11 protein-coding genes and 1 pseudogene are annotated in these 15,758 nt (G+C 31.3%); all 12 read right to left on the bottom strand.

The features are described 5' to 3' along the window. Nucleotides 1–178: 178 nt before the first annotated feature. Nucleotides 179–832, bottom strand: coding sequence for a MarR family winged helix-turn-helix transcriptional regulator (locus BR66_RS23895; protein ID WP_051624244.1), 654 nt, complete (start codon nucleotides 830–832; stop codon nucleotides 179–181). Nucleotides 833–1,047: 215 nt separating this feature from the next. Further along, on the bottom strand, nucleotides 1,048–2,787 hold the full coding sequence (locus BR66_RS0113615) for a methyl-accepting chemotaxis protein (protein WP_026883423.1): 1,740 nt from the start codon (nucleotides 2,785–2,787) through the stop codon (nucleotides 1,048–1,050). Nucleotides 2,788–3,043: 256 nt separating this feature from the next. Next, nucleotides 3,044–3,601 (bottom strand): GNAT family N-acetyltransferase, encoded by a 558-nt coding sequence (locus BR66_RS0113620; RefSeq protein WP_026883424.1) that lies wholly within the window; start codon nucleotides 3,599–3,601, stop codon nucleotides 3,044–3,046. A gap of 306 nt (nucleotides 3,602–3,907) precedes the next feature. After that, the gene (locus BR66_RS0113625; protein WP_026883425.1) at nucleotides 3,908–5,317 is read right to left on the bottom strand and encodes a glycoside hydrolase family 1 protein; all 1,410 of its coding nucleotides are present in this window, start codon (nucleotides 5,315–5,317) and stop codon (nucleotides 3,908–3,910) included. Nucleotides 5,318–5,379: 62 nt separating this feature from the next. Continuing rightward, on the bottom strand, nucleotides 5,380–6,396 hold the full coding sequence (locus BR66_RS0113630; RefSeq protein WP_026883426.1) for a LacI family DNA-binding transcriptional regulator: 1,017 nt from the start codon (nucleotides 6,394–6,396) through the stop codon (nucleotides 5,380–5,382). A 124-nt stretch (nucleotides 6,397–6,520) separates the two neighbouring features. Then, nucleotides 6,521–7,945 carry an L-fucose/L-arabinose isomerase family protein gene (locus BR66_RS0113635; protein WP_026883427.1) on the bottom strand — a complete coding sequence of 475 codons (1,425 nt, stop codon included), beginning with the start codon at nucleotides 7,943–7,945 and terminating at the stop codon, nucleotides 6,521–6,523. A gap of 16 nt (nucleotides 7,946–7,961) precedes the next feature. Beyond that, nucleotides 7,962–9,464, bottom strand: a complete 1,503-nt coding sequence (gene glpK, locus BR66_RS0113640; protein WP_026883428.1) for a glycerol kinase GlpK — start codon at nucleotides 9,462–9,464, stop codon at nucleotides 7,962–7,964. A gap of 15 nt (nucleotides 9,465–9,479) precedes the next feature. Continuing rightward, on the bottom strand, nucleotides 9,480–10,415 hold the full coding sequence (locus tag BR66_RS0113645) for a transketolase family protein (protein WP_026883429.1): 936 nt from the start codon (nucleotides 10,413–10,415) through the stop codon (nucleotides 9,480–9,482). Beyond that, nucleotides 10,408–11,238, bottom strand: a complete 831-nt coding sequence (locus tag BR66_RS0113650; protein ID WP_026883430.1) for a transketolase — start codon at nucleotides 11,236–11,238, stop codon at nucleotides 10,408–10,410. The genes BR66_RS0113645 and BR66_RS0113650 overlap by 8 nt, the downstream gene beginning before the upstream one ends. An 18-nt stretch (nucleotides 11,239–11,256) precedes the next feature. Beyond that, nucleotides 11,257–12,540, bottom strand: coding sequence for a glycoside hydrolase family 140 protein (locus tag BR66_RS0113655; RefSeq protein ID WP_026883431.1), 1,284 nt, complete (start codon nucleotides 12,538–12,540; stop codon nucleotides 11,257–11,259). 275 nt (nucleotides 12,541–12,815) lie between these two features. Further along, on the bottom strand, nucleotides 12,816–14,669 hold the full coding sequence (locus BR66_RS0113660) for a beta-glucoside-specific PTS transporter subunit IIABC (RefSeq protein ID WP_026883432.1): 1,854 nt from the start codon (nucleotides 14,667–14,669) through the stop codon (nucleotides 12,816–12,818). 478 nt (nucleotides 14,670–15,147) lie between these two features. Continuing rightward, a pseudogene (locus BR66_RS25260) lies at nucleotides 15,148–15,498 on the bottom strand (GNAT family N-acetyltransferase); the annotation flags it as partial. Between the last annotated feature and the right edge of the window lie 260 nt (nucleotides 15,499–15,758).

A 15,758-nucleotide genomic window follows, 5' to 3' on the forward strand; every position in this document is an offset into this window, starting at 1 on the left:
GAATCCATGGGTAGCTGTAAGCAAAGAGGGGCAAAGCTTAGATATCAGTAGCCAGTTAGATTTGATTCTTGTTGACATTGCGTAAATTTACAGTATACATAAAAATGCCTCATTACTATGAATATTTACTCACATTTTAAGTTTGTTACTTAAATCGAAGTTGAATGCTATATCTTACTTATTCATCTTCTGGCTCATGCTGGTCTTTAATCGGTGACGGAGGCATTCCTTGCCTACCAACATGCCCATCGTGCGAAAACCCGCCGAATCCATGCCCGCCACCAATTTTATGAGGGTCAAAACCACCGTGCCGCATATGAGCAAGGTGCTCAAACATTTCGTCACCCATGCGTTCACGTCCGCCGCGTCTCCACCAATCGCGTTCATCGTCATCTACTTCTGCGCCAATCTCGGTTTCAATAACCATGATTATACGATCTAGATAATCTGCAAATGTCTTTTGTTCCTCGGCTGATAGAGGAGTGAAAATATCGCCAGGGTTCCATTCTTGCTGTTGTTCGCTTTTACCTTTTTCTGTCAATTTCACAAGCATTACGCGCTTGTCCGCTTCGGAGGGCTCACGGGTGATATAGCCGCTCTTTTCCATCTTTGCAAGAAGCTCGTTCAGCGAGGAAACGCGGATGCCCAGCAGATAAGACAAATCTTTTGTGGGAATGCCATCCTGCATTTTGAGTATAGCTAGGATTCTCCCTTGTCCACGTGTACTGTCGCCCATCAGTCCACCTTTGACGTGCTCGCGCAAATGTCGTTTGTGCAACAGCCGCTGTAACCGTGAAAGTTTTTCATAGAGTTCGTTATTCATTTCATTCATAAGGGATACCCCTTTCATATTAAGCAGGTACCGTTTAAACAGGTACCGTATGAATATGATTATAACGGTACCTGTTTAACTTGTCAAGAGTTTTTTTGCAATCTTCTGGATATACTATCCCTACATAATATTTCAAGTACGACGTAAAACCACCGTGTTATTCTTACTGAATAACATGGTGGTTGCTATAATTGTTCGTTTTTCCAGTATAAATTCTATTTAACTTTGTATTTATCTAAAATTTGTTTTAGTTTATCTGATGATTTTGCAAGACTACCAATTGACAGCGATATTTCCTCAATAGAAGATACTTGTTCCTCCGTTGAAGCTGCAACTTCTTCACTTGCGGCGGCATTCTGTTCTATCACATCAGAAATATTATTGATTGCTTTTTCAATAGAAATAAAATTTTTATCAATAATTTCAGTCTTATTTGAAACTTCTATAGTCTCATTAGTTACCTTAGATGTAGAATCTTTTATTTTCCAAAAAATATTCTCTGTGTTTTTTATTGATCCAGTTTGTTCTTTCATTGCTTTTTCAAATTTCTCCATTTTTGAAACAGTGTCACTTATTCCAGTTTGGATTTCTTTAATTAATTCTTCGATTTTACTTGTGGAATTACTAGATACTTCTGCTAATTTCCTTATTTCATCAGCCACAACAGCAAAACCCTTACCAGCTTCACCCGCTCTTGCTGCTTCTATGGAAGCATTTAATGCTAATAAATTAGTCTGAGTGGAAATGCCATAAATAACCTCTACAAATTCTACTATTTTAGATGATTTTATTGAGAGATTTAAAATTGATGATGAAACCTCTTCTGTTGTACTTTTACTATCTAACATTTTCTCATGTTGAAATTTAATAAGAGAAATGCCTTGTGCTACTATTTTATCTGTTTCCATAACTAATTCTTTCATATAATCAGTAGCTTCAGTAACTTTATCTAAATCTTCTGTTACACTGGCTACCATGTCTTTACTTTGCTCAGCTAATCCAGACTGTCTTGTTGCACCATTTGCAACATCTGAAATTGTTTCTGATATTTGTTGTGAAGTTCTAGCAGTTTCATCAGAATTTTTAAGGATATCATTTGATGAATAAGCCACTAAGTCACTCATCTCTTTAGTTTCTAATATTAAAGCTTTGATATTAGAAATAAACTTATTAAATCTAATAGTTAAAGAGCCTAATTCATCTCTAGAAAATACAGTTCCCTGTATAGTTAGATCTCCATCTTCTGCTTTCTGCATAAGGACTTGAAATTGTTTTATAAATTTTTCAATATTTTTATAAGTTGTTAGTGTCATTAGTGTAAGTAAAATAATTAGACTAACACTTATAATAATTATGATGATTAAATACAATTCTAATTGTTTATTTTTATTTTCAGATGACAAATTCATACTAGCTATTTCAACATTTGATTTATCTCTTATTGATTTAACTAACACATCCATATCATTTGTTGGAGCTTTATCCATTCCTTTAACTAATGTATCAACAATTTTATAGCTTTCTTTATTATTTTTATCATAGCTTTTTAACGCATTAATATAATTAATTTGAAGTTGGTCAACCTCCCTTGAAACCTTATCAACTTGAGCTGTATTAAGTCCCATTGAACCCATTGAAATCTTTAACCCAGCCAATCCTGCTGTGACATCTTTGTTATACCCCGTAAATTGACTTAGATAAGTATTATAGTTAGATTGATCTGAACCCCTTAATAATAAATCCTTCCAGGATTGTACTTGTTTTTTTAATGTTACTTGAACATTTCTCGAGTTATCAACCAAAATAACATATTTACTAACTGTAGATACATTATTTCTACCTTGATTGGAAGTGGTATTTAATGAATAGAAGGAAAATGTTCCCATACCTACTGTAAATGCTAACATGAAAATTACCAAAATAAGCAGATTGCCTTTGATGCCACTGTTTTTCATACTTTTAACCCCCGCAAAATATATTGTCGTTTGTTACCATTTTCGCCATACTATTAATACTAAGTGCTATAGTTGCCTCAACTCATATTGCCTTATGGATACTAGATATTCTGAAAAATCAAAAATTAGTGCTATTTTGATAGTATAAAATAGCACTAATCCTTGATTTTCTTAATATATGTTTATTAATATATGTTTATTAATATTAAAAATCTACGTTTTATTGAATGATAACATATATATTATCGTTAAATATCTATTTTCCTTTATATCCAAAATGTATACATGCTATCCATTCGGATTTTAAAATTCCATACTCATAGGTATCTGCCCATAAAGGATGTCCATTAATATCTTTCTTAAAATATATATTTTTAATAAGAGTTCCTTCACGCCTCATACCAAGCCTTTCTAATAATTTCCACGAATGTTCATTCAAAGGATTACACATTGCTACAATACGTCTTGCTCCTAATTGTGAAAAAGCTATATCAATCAATGCCTTTGCACTTTCTGTCGCATAACCTTTTCCCCAATATTTTAGATTAAATACATAGCCTATTTCCAATGTGTCAAAATCACCTTTAGCTAAATATAAGTTTCCTATGAGTTTACCAGTTTCTTTTAAACATACAGCATAAAAAAATTCACTTTCTGACCTTTCTATTGCTTCTTTCTTAGCTTCTATTTCAGAATAAATATTATATGGCTCATATTTTACTACTATCTCATTTGATAAATATTCATATAAATCTTCCCAATCTGTTTTATTAAACTTTCTAATAATTAATCTATCTGTAATTATATTATTCAATTTAGTTTCCTCCATTACTTTCTTGAGTTTCTTTATAATCTACACAAGCAAAAATGTAATCAGGTAATTATATCATATTATATGACAATTAAACTCTTATTTTGTATAAATTATTCATTTATATCTATTTCTAGGAATCCACTTTCTTGCTTATCTTAGTAAAAAAGCTGTCTCAAAATAGAATTTAAATTCTATTTTGAGACAGTCTCTTTAATCTTAACCCCAGTGATATCTTTGAACTATAATACTAATTATTTATTTGTCTTTATATCTCTTGTATGGTTTATAAGACAAATAAATTTATAATTAAAGTTTTTCTCCATTTGAAGAAATAACTTGTTTATACCAGTAAAAGCTATTCTTCCTTATTCTCCTAAGATCCTTTAAATCAAATTCATCTCTGTTAACATAAACGAATCCATAACGTTTGCTACACCCTTGATGTGTACTTACTAGATCAATTGCTGACCAAGGACAGTATCCTATTAATCTTACACCATCTGTAATTGCAAGCTTTGCTTGTTCTATGTGCTTTCGTAAATAATCTATACGATAGTCATCATTAATGACGTCTCCTTCTTCTAACTTATCAAAAGCCCCCAAACCGTTTTCAGTAAGTAAAAGTGGTAGATTATATCTATCATTCAGCTCACGCAGTGTATTTCGAAAACCTACAGGGTCAATCTCCCATCCAAACTCTGTTTTTTGTAAATATGGATTAGATGAGCTTTTGTAAACTCCTGGTTTTCCATCAGAGATTTGTTGATCTCCTGTAGACACTGTATTTAAATCGTCATTTTCACTATGTGCTACGGTAGCTGTATTATAGTAGTTAAATGCAATAAAATCCGGGTTAGCATTTTTTAAAACTTCCATATCACCTTTTTCAATGGTTGGTGTATACCCTTTTTCCTCCATATAACTCCATGCAATACTATTATACCGTCCATATACAGCCATATCTAAATACAACCAGTTACGTATAGATGAATAGTTCATTGCGGCTAATATATCTTCGGGTTTTGAACTTGCTGGATAAACTGATGAAATATTTGGTGCTGGTCCAATTTTTCCATTGGGGCAGATAGCATGGCATAATTTCATAGCCTTTGCCTGCGCTAGCATCATATGATGATTTTGTTTATATAGTTCTTTTTCTGGATTTTTTAAACTTTTATCTAACGTTCCTATTACTGATCCGTGAAGAATCATCATATTTTGTTCATTTATAGTTAGCCAATATTTAACTCTGTCACCGAAGTTTATAAATAAAGCCTTTGCATAGTTTTCAAAAGCATCGATGGTTTCTCTATTTGACCATCCACCACGTTCTTGAAGTGCATAAGGCAAGTCAAAGTGATACATAGTTACAATAGGTTCAATATTATGTTTTATTAATTCATTAATTAAGTTATTATAAAATTGTATGCCTTTTTCATTTACTTCTCCTGTACCCTTTGCAAATATTCTAGTCCACGCAATTGAAAAACGATAAGCTTTAAATCCCATTTCTGCAAGCAAAGCAATATCTTCTTTATAGTGATGGTAATGGTCACTTGTTACCTTAAAATCCGTAGTTCCTTCTACAATATTTGACATATCAATAACAGAAGGTCCCTTTCCATCCGTGTTCCATGCTCCTTCTACTTGATAAGCTGATGTTGATGCTCCCCACAAAAAATCTTTTGGAAATTCTTTTAATCTTGCATGTTGCATTTCGACTTCCCCCTTTTGCATGAAATCTTAGAAAATAAATTTATTAATTACTATTTTTAAACCTATTTATGAATATCAATCACACTATTTCTTTCTATTAATCTGGTATCAATTTCTATTTTTATGGAAATTTCATCTTTATTGTTTATTCTCTCTATAAGTCTAGTTACAGATAACCTTCCCATTACATTGGTATACACTTTAATTGTTGTTAAATTTGGATTACCCATTGAACTAAATGGAATATCATCAAACCCAATTATAGATACTTCTTCTGGAATCCTTATTTTTTCTTCTTGCATAGCTTTTATAGCACCTAATGCAATAATGTCATTTAATGCAAAGAATGCAGTTGGCAATTTTCCCTTATGATTTAACAGATATTGCTTCATATCTCTATATGATCCATCTAAAGTTGGTTCAAGCAAAATTTTATCATCTTCGTTAAATGTTAAATTAAAATCATCAATAGCCTTTATGAACCCTCTACAACGATACTCAAAGTTAGTTATATTCATTGAACTTGCTAAAATTCCAATTTTAGTATGACCTTTATCGATAAAATATTTAGCTACTCCATATGAGCCTCTTGTATTATTAATTACTATGTAGTCATAACTTTTTGTTGGAAAATAGCTATCTAACACAACTAATGGAACATTTATATTCTCAAAATTTTGAAAATCATTTTCATCCATTTCTGTTGCTAGAAGTAATATACCATCTATTTTATTATGATTTATAATTTTTAAAATTTCTTCTTTATCATGTTCTCCATGACTTATTTGTGATATTAATAATTCGTATCCTCTTTGTCTACATTCATTTTCACATGATTCTATAAGTGCAGAAAAAAATTGTGTATCTGAAACCACATATCCATGCTTTTTAAAAATAATTAACCTAATTAATTTATCTTCACTTTTTTTACTGTTATTAAAATAGCCTAAATCCTCTGCTGTTTTAATTATTTTTAATTTAGTTTCTTTTCCTACACCTTTTTTATTATTAAGCGCATTTGATACTGTTCCTGGAGATACTCCTACTATTTTAGCTATATCTTGCATTACTGTTTTCATTTCAACTCTCCCTACCTCTTTCTATACAATTCAACTACATATAGTATATAGCAATATCTCTACAATTAAAATATTTTTCACCTTAATATTGAAATTCAAATGCACCATATGTTATATTTATTTTTCATTCTCCACGTAGCCATGACTTTATATCATTTTCAACATCATCATAAAAATCCGGCTTTAAACTAGGAATATATTTGCAAGCTTCATAAATAACAGGTAATACATCTTTGTGAACACCTGTACAGTGATGAACATAGGGGCCAGTTACTAATTTATCTTCAAGTCTTGATAAGTTTTCTACCTCAACCCATAAATATGCTCCCTGAATATATGGTCCTTCAATACCTTTAGCATGCCCAAGTAGCATAGAATATTCTCCATTATCTCCATCAAATCTTAAAAGTGACACATCTCCACCCTTAATTTCTGCAAAAGACGCTCCCCCGCAACCACTTTCTAATGCAAATGGCACTTCAAGCTGTGCTTTTTGACCTTTTTTAGTCAAAGATATTGGGAAACACCCACAATGTTGCAAAAGTTCACCGTTTTTATTAGTTGGATGTGCAACTGTCCAATCTGCAAAAAATGTTGGGGTTTCTCCCATAGTTGCCGCTTGTGCTATTACGGATGTAATTGCTCCATGAATATCTGTTTCACATACCACAGGAATTCCTTCATCCGTAAGCATTGCATTAGCCATACATGGCATGATTTTTAATTCATCTTGTAATGCATTCCAGCATTGTATAGCTACGGCACTGCAACCATATTCCTTAATCAATTGATTATATGCTACCTTTAGAGCCGCCACACCTTCAACAACTTCTTGTGAAACTTTGATTTCTAGTACTCGCTTCATATATTTGATTGTCTCTTCAACTTCATTTTTATTTTCTAATTTTACTTTTTTGACCTTTGCAACTAACTCTGTCATTGAAATTGGATAAATTTGTACTCCAAATTTTTCTAACAATTCACCTTCACTGCACATCATAGTCCAAAATGATGATGGCCTTGTGGAAATTTGAAGTATTCTTAAACTTCCTAATTCTCTTACTACATTTGTAGCTGCTATAAAGTTTTTTAATCCTCTTTCAAATGCCTCATCTTCTAAAGATGAATTTGGTATATATGTGAATGGTATATTAAAACGCCTTAAAATTTTGCCCGTTGCAAATAGTCCACATTGGGTATCTCTTAGCCTTGTTCCGTCTTCTAAAGGTGCATCATCACGTGGTCCCCATAACAATACTGGAAGCTGCATCTTTTTTGCAACTTTTGCTACTAAATCCTCTGAACCAAAATTGCAGTGTGGGAAAAATAATGCATCTACCTTTTCTTTTTTAAATTTTTCTACTACTTTATCTACATGTTCTTCTGAAAATAACAATCCTTCTTCATTTATATCATCTATATTTATAAATTCTATATTTAAACTTTTTAATTTTTCACAAATTAAATCCTTATATTTAATGGCATCATTTTTACTAAATATTGACCTACGAGTACCTGCGACTCCTATTTTAATATTATATTTTTTCATTTATAACCCCTCCAAACTACCTTTTATTTAATGCTGTGTGATACAAAACACTCTTCACAGCATTTTGCCACCCACTATATAATTTTTTTCTTTCTTCTTCTAATATTTTGCTTTGATAAATTTCCATTTTATTTGACAAATTTTTTATTTCATCTAAATTTTTCCAAAGTTCAAGTCCTAATCCACATAGGAATGCTGATCCTAATGCGGATAACTCTTCATTATCATTCTTTTCTATCTCACAATTCAATAAATTAGCTAAAAATTGATTATAGGTTTTATTAGTTGTAACCCCACCATCTATGTTTAAATGCTTAATTTTAATATTAGTTTCCTTTTCCATTACATCTAATGCATCTTTTACTTGATATGCAATACTCTCAAGAGCGGCTCTCATTATATGCTTTTTCGTTGAGCATCTGGATAGTCCTACAATAGAAGCTTTTGCGTTGGCCTCCCAATAAGGTATCCCAAGTCCTATAAAAGCTGGAACTAAATATACTCCTTCAGTTGTTTTTGTTTCTTTTACAACTTCATTAAATTCACTAAAATCTTTAAACAATCCAAGCTCATTTTGTATCCAATTTATTGTGTCTCCACTGGAATTTATAATTCCTTCAATTCCATAATTTACGCCATTTTTACATACAGATGCTATAGTTGTGACCATTCCATTACAAGATGATATATATTTATCACCTATGTTCATCATAATAGAATTGCCAGTACCAAAGGTAGCCTTTGCCATTCCTTTTTCAAAACATCGTTGTCCAAATAAAGCTCCTTGTGAATCTCCTACCACTCCACATATTTTTAGTGGCTTTTTTAGTATTCCATCAATATCTGTTATCCCAAAAATTTCATCTGAAGGATAAACCTCTGGCAGCATGTTTTCTGGTACATTAAAAATATTAAGTAATTCACTATCCCAATTTAAGGTTTTAATATTAAACAATAGGGTTCTACTTGCATTAGTGAAGTCTGTTCTATGAACTTCACCTTTAGTTAGTTTCCAAATTAAAAAACTATCAATAGTTCCAAGTAACAATTTTCCTTGGTTTGCTTTTTCCCTTGCACCTTCAACATTATCAAGTATCCATTTAACCTTAGTAGCAGAAAAATATGGATCTAATCTTAGTCCCGTTTTTTCCGCCACTATATCATCATATTCCCTAAGTTCATTGCAAATTTCTGTTGTTCTTCTGCATTGCCATACAATAGCATTATATATAGGTAATCCAGTTTCCTTTTCCCAGACTACAATGGTTTCTCTCTGATTTGTTATAGATAATCCTAAAATTTCTTTCTCATCGATTTCGCTATTTTTAATAATTTCTCTTATTACTGATTTAACATTTTCATATATTTCTATAGGATTATGCTCTACCCAGCCTAAAGCAGGATAAATTTGTTCATGTTTTTTACTCACCTTACATTTGACACTTCCTGTTTTATCTATGATTAATGCCTTTGTAGAAGATGTGCTTTGATCTATAGCTAATATAAATTTTCCCATCATAACATACACCCTTATCTATTTTTTAAGAATTTTTTCTGCAGTTTTCACTAAGTTGTCTACAGTTAATCCATAATAATTAAATACTTCTTTAGAATTACCTGTTATAGGTGCCTCATCTGCAATCCCAAGTATCTTCATTTTTGCTAGGGCATTTTGACAAACTACTTCCGATACCGCTGCACCTAGTCCACCGTAAATGCTATGTTCTTCAATTGTAATAATTCCACCTGTTTCCTCAGCTGCTTTTATGATTATTTCATTATCCAAAGGTTTTATTGTATGCATACTTATAATTCTTGCACCTATCCCTTTAGCTTCTAATTGTCTTCCAGCATCTAGCGCTATCTTAACCGTCTCTCCGGTACCTATTATTGTAATATCTGAACCTTCATGTAGAACATTTCCTTTACCTATATGAAATTCAAAATTCTCAGAATCGTAAACATCTTCTACTGCACTTCGCCCAATACGGATATATGCTGGTCCATCATATTTATATAGTTCTTCAATGATTTTCTTCGTTTCAAAACGATCCGCTGGAAGCAAAACTTGAATTCCCGGGATAGCTCTCATAACTGCTATGTCTTGAAGCGAATGATGAGTCATTCCTAATGCTCCATAACTTACGCCACCGCTAATTCCAACTAACTTAACATTAGTCTTTGAATATGCTACGTCAACTTTAATTTGTTCAACACTTCTCATGGATAAAAAACAAGCTGGTGATGCCACATAAGGTTTTTTTCCACATGTTGCAAGGCCTGCTGCAATTCCAATTGAATCTTGTTCTGCAATCCCAACTTCTACAAATTGCCCCGGATATTCCTCTGCAAAATTTCCCATGGAAGCTGAGCCTCTAGAATCACAAGTTAAAACCATAATATCCTTATCATTTTTTGCTAAATCTACTAATGTATCACATATTACTTGACGGTTAGAAATCTTATTCATTTATTTCAGCTCCTTCTAATTCAATAACAGCTTGATCATATTGCTCTTTTGTTAGTACTCCATGATGCCACTTAACCTGATTCTCCATAAAAGAGATTCCTTTTCCTTTTATGGTATTTGCTATAATCATTGTTGGCTTTCCTTTTTTAGCTGGAATATTGTTTAATACTGTAAGCAACTTCTCAATATCATTTCCATCTACTTCAACAACTTCCCAACCAAAGCTTGACCATTTATCACTTAAATTATCTAATGCCATAACTTCTTCGGTAGTTCCTGATATTTGTAATCCATTTCTATCTATAATTCCTACTAAGTTATCCAATTTATAATTAGCTGCTGACATAGCTCCTTCCCATACTGAACCCTCTGCTTGCTCTCCATCTCCCATTAATGTAAATACACGATAATTTTTATTATCACGTTTTCCAGCTAGGGCCATACCTACAGAAACAGGTAATCCATGTCCTAATGACCCAGTATTTATTTCAACTCCTGGATTTTTACTGTTTGGATGACCAATTAAAGTGGAGCCATATTGACTGTAAGTTCTAAGTTTTTCTTTATTAAAAAAACCTTTGTCTCCTAAGATATAGTAAAGAGACTCTGCAATATGTCCCTTACTTAACACGAATCTATCCCTATCTGGATTTTTAATATTTTTAGCATCAATATTTAGTACGTTATAATAAAGAGTAGTTAATATATCAATACTAGATAAGGATCCTCCAATATGACCTGCTTTAGAAACATATACCATATTCAATACACCTTTTCTAATTTGTTTTGCTTTAAGTTTTAAGTCTTTTATTTTTTGTTCCATAATTTTTTTCCTCCCAAGTTATTTCTTTTTAGCAATTACAAGTACATCTTGACTAAATGCATGCATTCCAATAATGGTTTTTTCACCTTTAATTCCCAATCGAGGTTTACCAATATGTCTTTCACTTAAATCCAGAATATCAAATTCATAATCATCTAATTTTTTGTTTATAACAACCTTGGTATTTACCGGTATATATATTAATATCACAGATAGATCTTCAGTTCCTGCCATTCTTATCTCTTCTGATTTATCAATATATCCTACTAATGGATCTATACCACATAATTCATAATTATCGAATATCCATTTTGCAAATGAGTAATCCCATGCGCCTTGAAATCTTAATGCATCTCTCCAATAATACGGCTTATCAAAACCTTCTCCTAAATTGGCTCCAAAACTGCTACCATTCTCATGCCAACTCCAAATTCCATGTGCTCCATAGGTTATACCTGCACTGGCTCCAGAAAGCAAACTTTGCCATAATGCCTTTCTAACATCAAACTGAGTAAACCTTCCATACAGCTGCCTGCTATATCCCATCTGTTCATAACAGGGTTCTGAATTAATTATTGGTTTTTGGGGTTTCTTTTTATAAAAGTTTTGTGCCAATAAATATGCCATGTCTTTATGTGAAGAATTGTGTCCGGATTGGTACATATAAAAATCTATATCTTTGCTTATTTCAAATTCTTCTGGCAATTCCATAAGTCTTCCTCTTATGTGCATAGTTCTGATGCAATTAGGAGCAATTTTTTTTATTGTATTTAATGCTATTGAATAGTACTCTTTAGTTTTTTCACTAGGAAAATCTGTATCTCCGCTAATAATATAAATAGGATTGTATTTAGAAAATTTCCTACCTACATATTCCACATATCCTTCAATCATATCTATAGGTAGTATATTTTTCGAATCAATTTTAGCTGCCCATGTATCTGGAACGTAATTACACCACAATAGTACTAATCCAGGAATAAAACCTTTACTTATAGCTATGTTTATCATTTTTTCTGCCCTATCAAAATACTCATCATTTAAAGAATAAAAGTTCCATGTACCATCTTCATTTTTATTAAAGGGATGAATGTCTAAATCGGTTTCACTAGCATCCCATTGAGCTAATACATTTATTTGAATAACATTAAACCCTTGCATTTTTCTAAAATCCAAATATTCTTCCCACTCATAAATACTTATGTTAGTAAATGCACTCCAACAAGTATCTGCTAAGTAAAAAAACTTGTTTTTTCCATTAAAAAAATATCTTTTATTATTTGATATAGTAATATCACTCATGTCATCTAACCTCCATAAGATATATTTTTTTCTAACAGCGAAAATTCATTTCTAACAATGTACTTTTTATCTTTTAATTCACAAATTAATTCTAAGTTCTAATTGGTTTATCTATTTCATGTTTTCAGTATATCACTATTATATATTTAAGTAAATATTTATATATAAATTAATAAATATTTAGCAAACTATTGATACTATGTCATTATTCAAAATACTCATCATGATATATAAAACACTGCTTTTTAGCAGTGTTTTATATATCATTTACTTAATTATTTTATTAATGTCATAATACTATTTCCCTTGCTTACTATCTTATTATTTGTAGGTATTATCTCTCTAAACATATCATAATTCGTTACTAATATTGGTGTGGTAATATCAAAACCTTCTTGTTTGATTTTATCAATATCAAATTCTACAAGTAAATCACCTTTTTCTACGACTTGTCCTTTTTTTACTTTTACTTTGAAATATTTACCTTGTAGTTCAACAGTATTAAATCCAATATGAATTAGAAATTCCGCACCTGTTTTAGTTTTTAATCCAAATGCATGACCTGTTGGAAATGCTGCTTCAACTGTACCATCCACTGGTGAATATATTTTTCCTTCACTAGGTATTACAGCAATGCCCTTGCCTAACTCCTCGCTTGCAAAAGCCTTATCTGACACTTCTGTTAGCTTTACTATTTCCCCATTTGCTGGGCTTCCTACTTCTATATCTTCTACTATGTTTTCTATATCCTTTGCTTTATCATCATTATCTTTCTTAATTAGCATATTATCGTTAAATCCAAATAAATAAGTGGCAATGGCTGAGAAAATGAATGCAAACCCACATGCAATTAAAAATCCAACGAACCCTTTTCCTATATAAGCTGGTAGAGTTAAAATTGAAGTGCCTACGAATGCCTTGCAACCAGCACCTACATAGCCTGTAATTGCTCCTGCAATTCCTGATCCAATACATGCAATAATAAATGGCTTTTTATATTTTAAAGTAACACCATAAATTGCTGGTTCAGTGATACCAAAAAGTCCTGTTAATGCAGCCGAACCTGAAATTGCCTTTAATTTTACATCTTTTGTTTTCATGAAAACTCCAAATGATGCTCCTGCCTGTGAAAAATTATTGGGACCAGTTATTGTAAATAGTGTATCACGCCCATAAAGAGCAAGATTATTTATAACTATAGGAACGAAACCCCAATGCAATCCAAATATAATAAGGATTGGCCACAATGCTCCTACAATTCCACCACCTATGGTTGGATTTATACTATAAATTAAGCTATATCCAGAAGCCAAAAACTTTCCTAACTCATTACCTATAGGTCCTACTACTAAAAATGTAAGTGGTACAACTATTGCCAAACAAATTGTAGGGGTAATAAAATTCCTACAGACCTGGGGAAGTTTTTTATTTAGAAATTGTTCAATCTTGGCTAAAATATATATGGCTATAATAATGGGAATGACTGTGGATGGATAACTAATCAATATAACCGGAATGCCCAAGAAATTAATAGCTTTATGAGCCGTAAATAGTGCCGTCATATTTGGATACAATAGCGCACCTGCTATTGCAACTGCGATAAATTGATTAGCCTTAAACTTCTTAGCAGCTGTGAATGCTAAAATTATAGGCAGATAGTAAAAAACACTATCGCTTGCTGAATACAGAATTAAATAAGTACCACTTGTGTCTGTTAACCATCCCATTGTTGTACAAAGCATTAGTAATCCTTTCAGTATACCTGCTCCACACATCACAGAAAGCATTGGAGTAAATATGGATGTAACCGTGTCAACTAGATTATTAAAAAAACCTGATTTTGATTCTGAATCGTCATCTTGATTAGAGTCAAGTGATAAACCAGTTACTCTTCCTATAGTCTGATATACATCTCCTACAGAATTTCCAATCACTACTTGATATTGTCCACCACTTTCTATTACTGTAATAACTCCATTCAATGAACTAAGCACTGGCTTATTAGCCTTTTCTTTATCCTTGAGTTTAAATCTTAATCTTGTTGCACAATGAACTAATGATATTACGTTATCTTTACCACCAACATTTTTTATAATATCCTTTGCCAAGTCATCATAATTTTTTGCCATTATAATATCCCCCTAATATAGTACTTTTATTAATTACTAAAATATTCATAAATATTAACCCTTGAATTTACAAACTAAATCTTTTAACTTTATGATTTTTTGTTTAAACCTTTACAGTAAACCTTTGCAACAATATGTGTAATTGCAAATTTAACGACTCCTGATATACATTTTTCTCTTATCTATAATGACGCCTTTGTATGTTTATGAAAATGTTTTCACCCGGGTATACTTTTATTATATACTATTTACTAAAAAAATCAACATATATTTAGTTATTTTTTTGTTTTATTTATATATATATTTAGTTATTTTCTTGTGGGCTCTTAAATTACTAATGAAATATACCCTAATTATAATTATTATTCTCACTTCTAGATAAAAAAAATAGGAAGAGTAGACATACTACTTCTTCCTATTGGAGGATAAGCCACAATTAATGCATTTGATGTGAAACAGCTAAATCAAGATAGATAAATTATAAAATTTTTATATACCAAACATCGCAAGCATAATGTTCTGTTTCAACTACTGGTTTTTCAAATTGAATAAATTCATTTTTTTATAAAATTTATTGGCCGCAACCATGTTTTCAAAGTTCTCAAGATAACACTTTTTATAATACTTTTTTTGCAAATTGGAAAGAAATTTTTAGTAGTTCTTTCGCAATTCCAGTACCTCTCACATCTTTTAGAGAATACATTTTCTGTAATTCACATATATTTTCTGTATTAGTTAAAGATCCAATACCACAACCGGCTACTATTTTATTATTCTCTAGAGCAACCCAATATTGGGATTTTTCATTTTGATAAACTTGATAAAATTTTATAAAGTACTCAAATTTTTACTGCAAGTAAAAAACATTATTTTCAATCTATTATTGATTATTAAAAATTAAAGTTTAAAACAAAAATAAGAGCAAAGCTAATTATATTAAAACTTTGCTCTTATTTAATTAACATGGTGTTGAATTCAATATATTCTAATTAATCGTAAAATCACCATTCGACAAATTATAGTTTGTCGATTTATATGTTCCTCTATTTGATGCATTATCAGATGTGTCTATATACTCTATTTCCCACT

This window comes from Clostridium akagii DSM 12554, assembly GCF_000686725.1.
GTDB lineage: Bacteria > Bacillota > Clostridia > Clostridiales > Clostridiaceae > Clostridium_I > Clostridium_I akagii.

Excerpts from the sequence above, each read along its gene's own strand:
- BR66_RS0113660 (WP_026883432.1), bottom strand. The coding sequence starts at position 14,669 with ATGGCAAAAAATTATGATGACTTGGCAAAGGATATTATAAAAAATGTT.
- BR66_RS0113615 (WP_026883423.1), bottom strand. The coding sequence starts at position 2,787 with ATGAAAAACAGTGGCATCAAAGGCAATCTGCTTATTTTGGTAATTTTC.
- BR66_RS0113635 (WP_026883427.1), bottom strand. The coding sequence starts at position 7,945 with ATGAAAAAATATAATATTAAAATAGGAGTCGCAGGTACTCGTAGGTCA.
- BR66_RS0113655 (WP_026883431.1), bottom strand. The coding sequence starts at position 12,540 with ATGAGTGATATTACTATATCAAATAATAAAAGATATTTTTTTAATGGA.
- glpK (WP_026883428.1), bottom strand. The coding sequence starts at position 9,464 with ATGATGGGAAAATTTATATTAGCTATAGATCAAAGCACATCTTCTACA.
- BR66_RS0113645 (WP_026883429.1), bottom strand. The coding sequence starts at position 10,415 with ATGAATAAGATTTCTAACCGTCAAGTAATATGTGATACATTAGTAGAT.
- BR66_RS0113650 (WP_026883430.1), bottom strand. The coding sequence starts at position 11,238 with ATGGAACAAAAAATAAAAGACTTAAAACTTAAAGCAAAACAAATTAGA.
- BR66_RS23895 (WP_051624244.1), bottom strand. The coding sequence starts at position 832 with ATGAATGAAATGAATAACGAACTCTATGAAAAACTTTCACGGTTACAG.
- BR66_RS0113625 (WP_026883425.1), bottom strand. The coding sequence starts at position 5,317 with ATGCAACATGCAAGATTAAAAGAATTTCCAAAAGATTTTTTGTGGGGA.
- BR66_RS0113630 (WP_026883426.1), bottom strand. The coding sequence starts at position 6,396 with ATGAAAACAGTAATGCAAGATATAGCTAAAATAGTAGGAGTATCTCCA.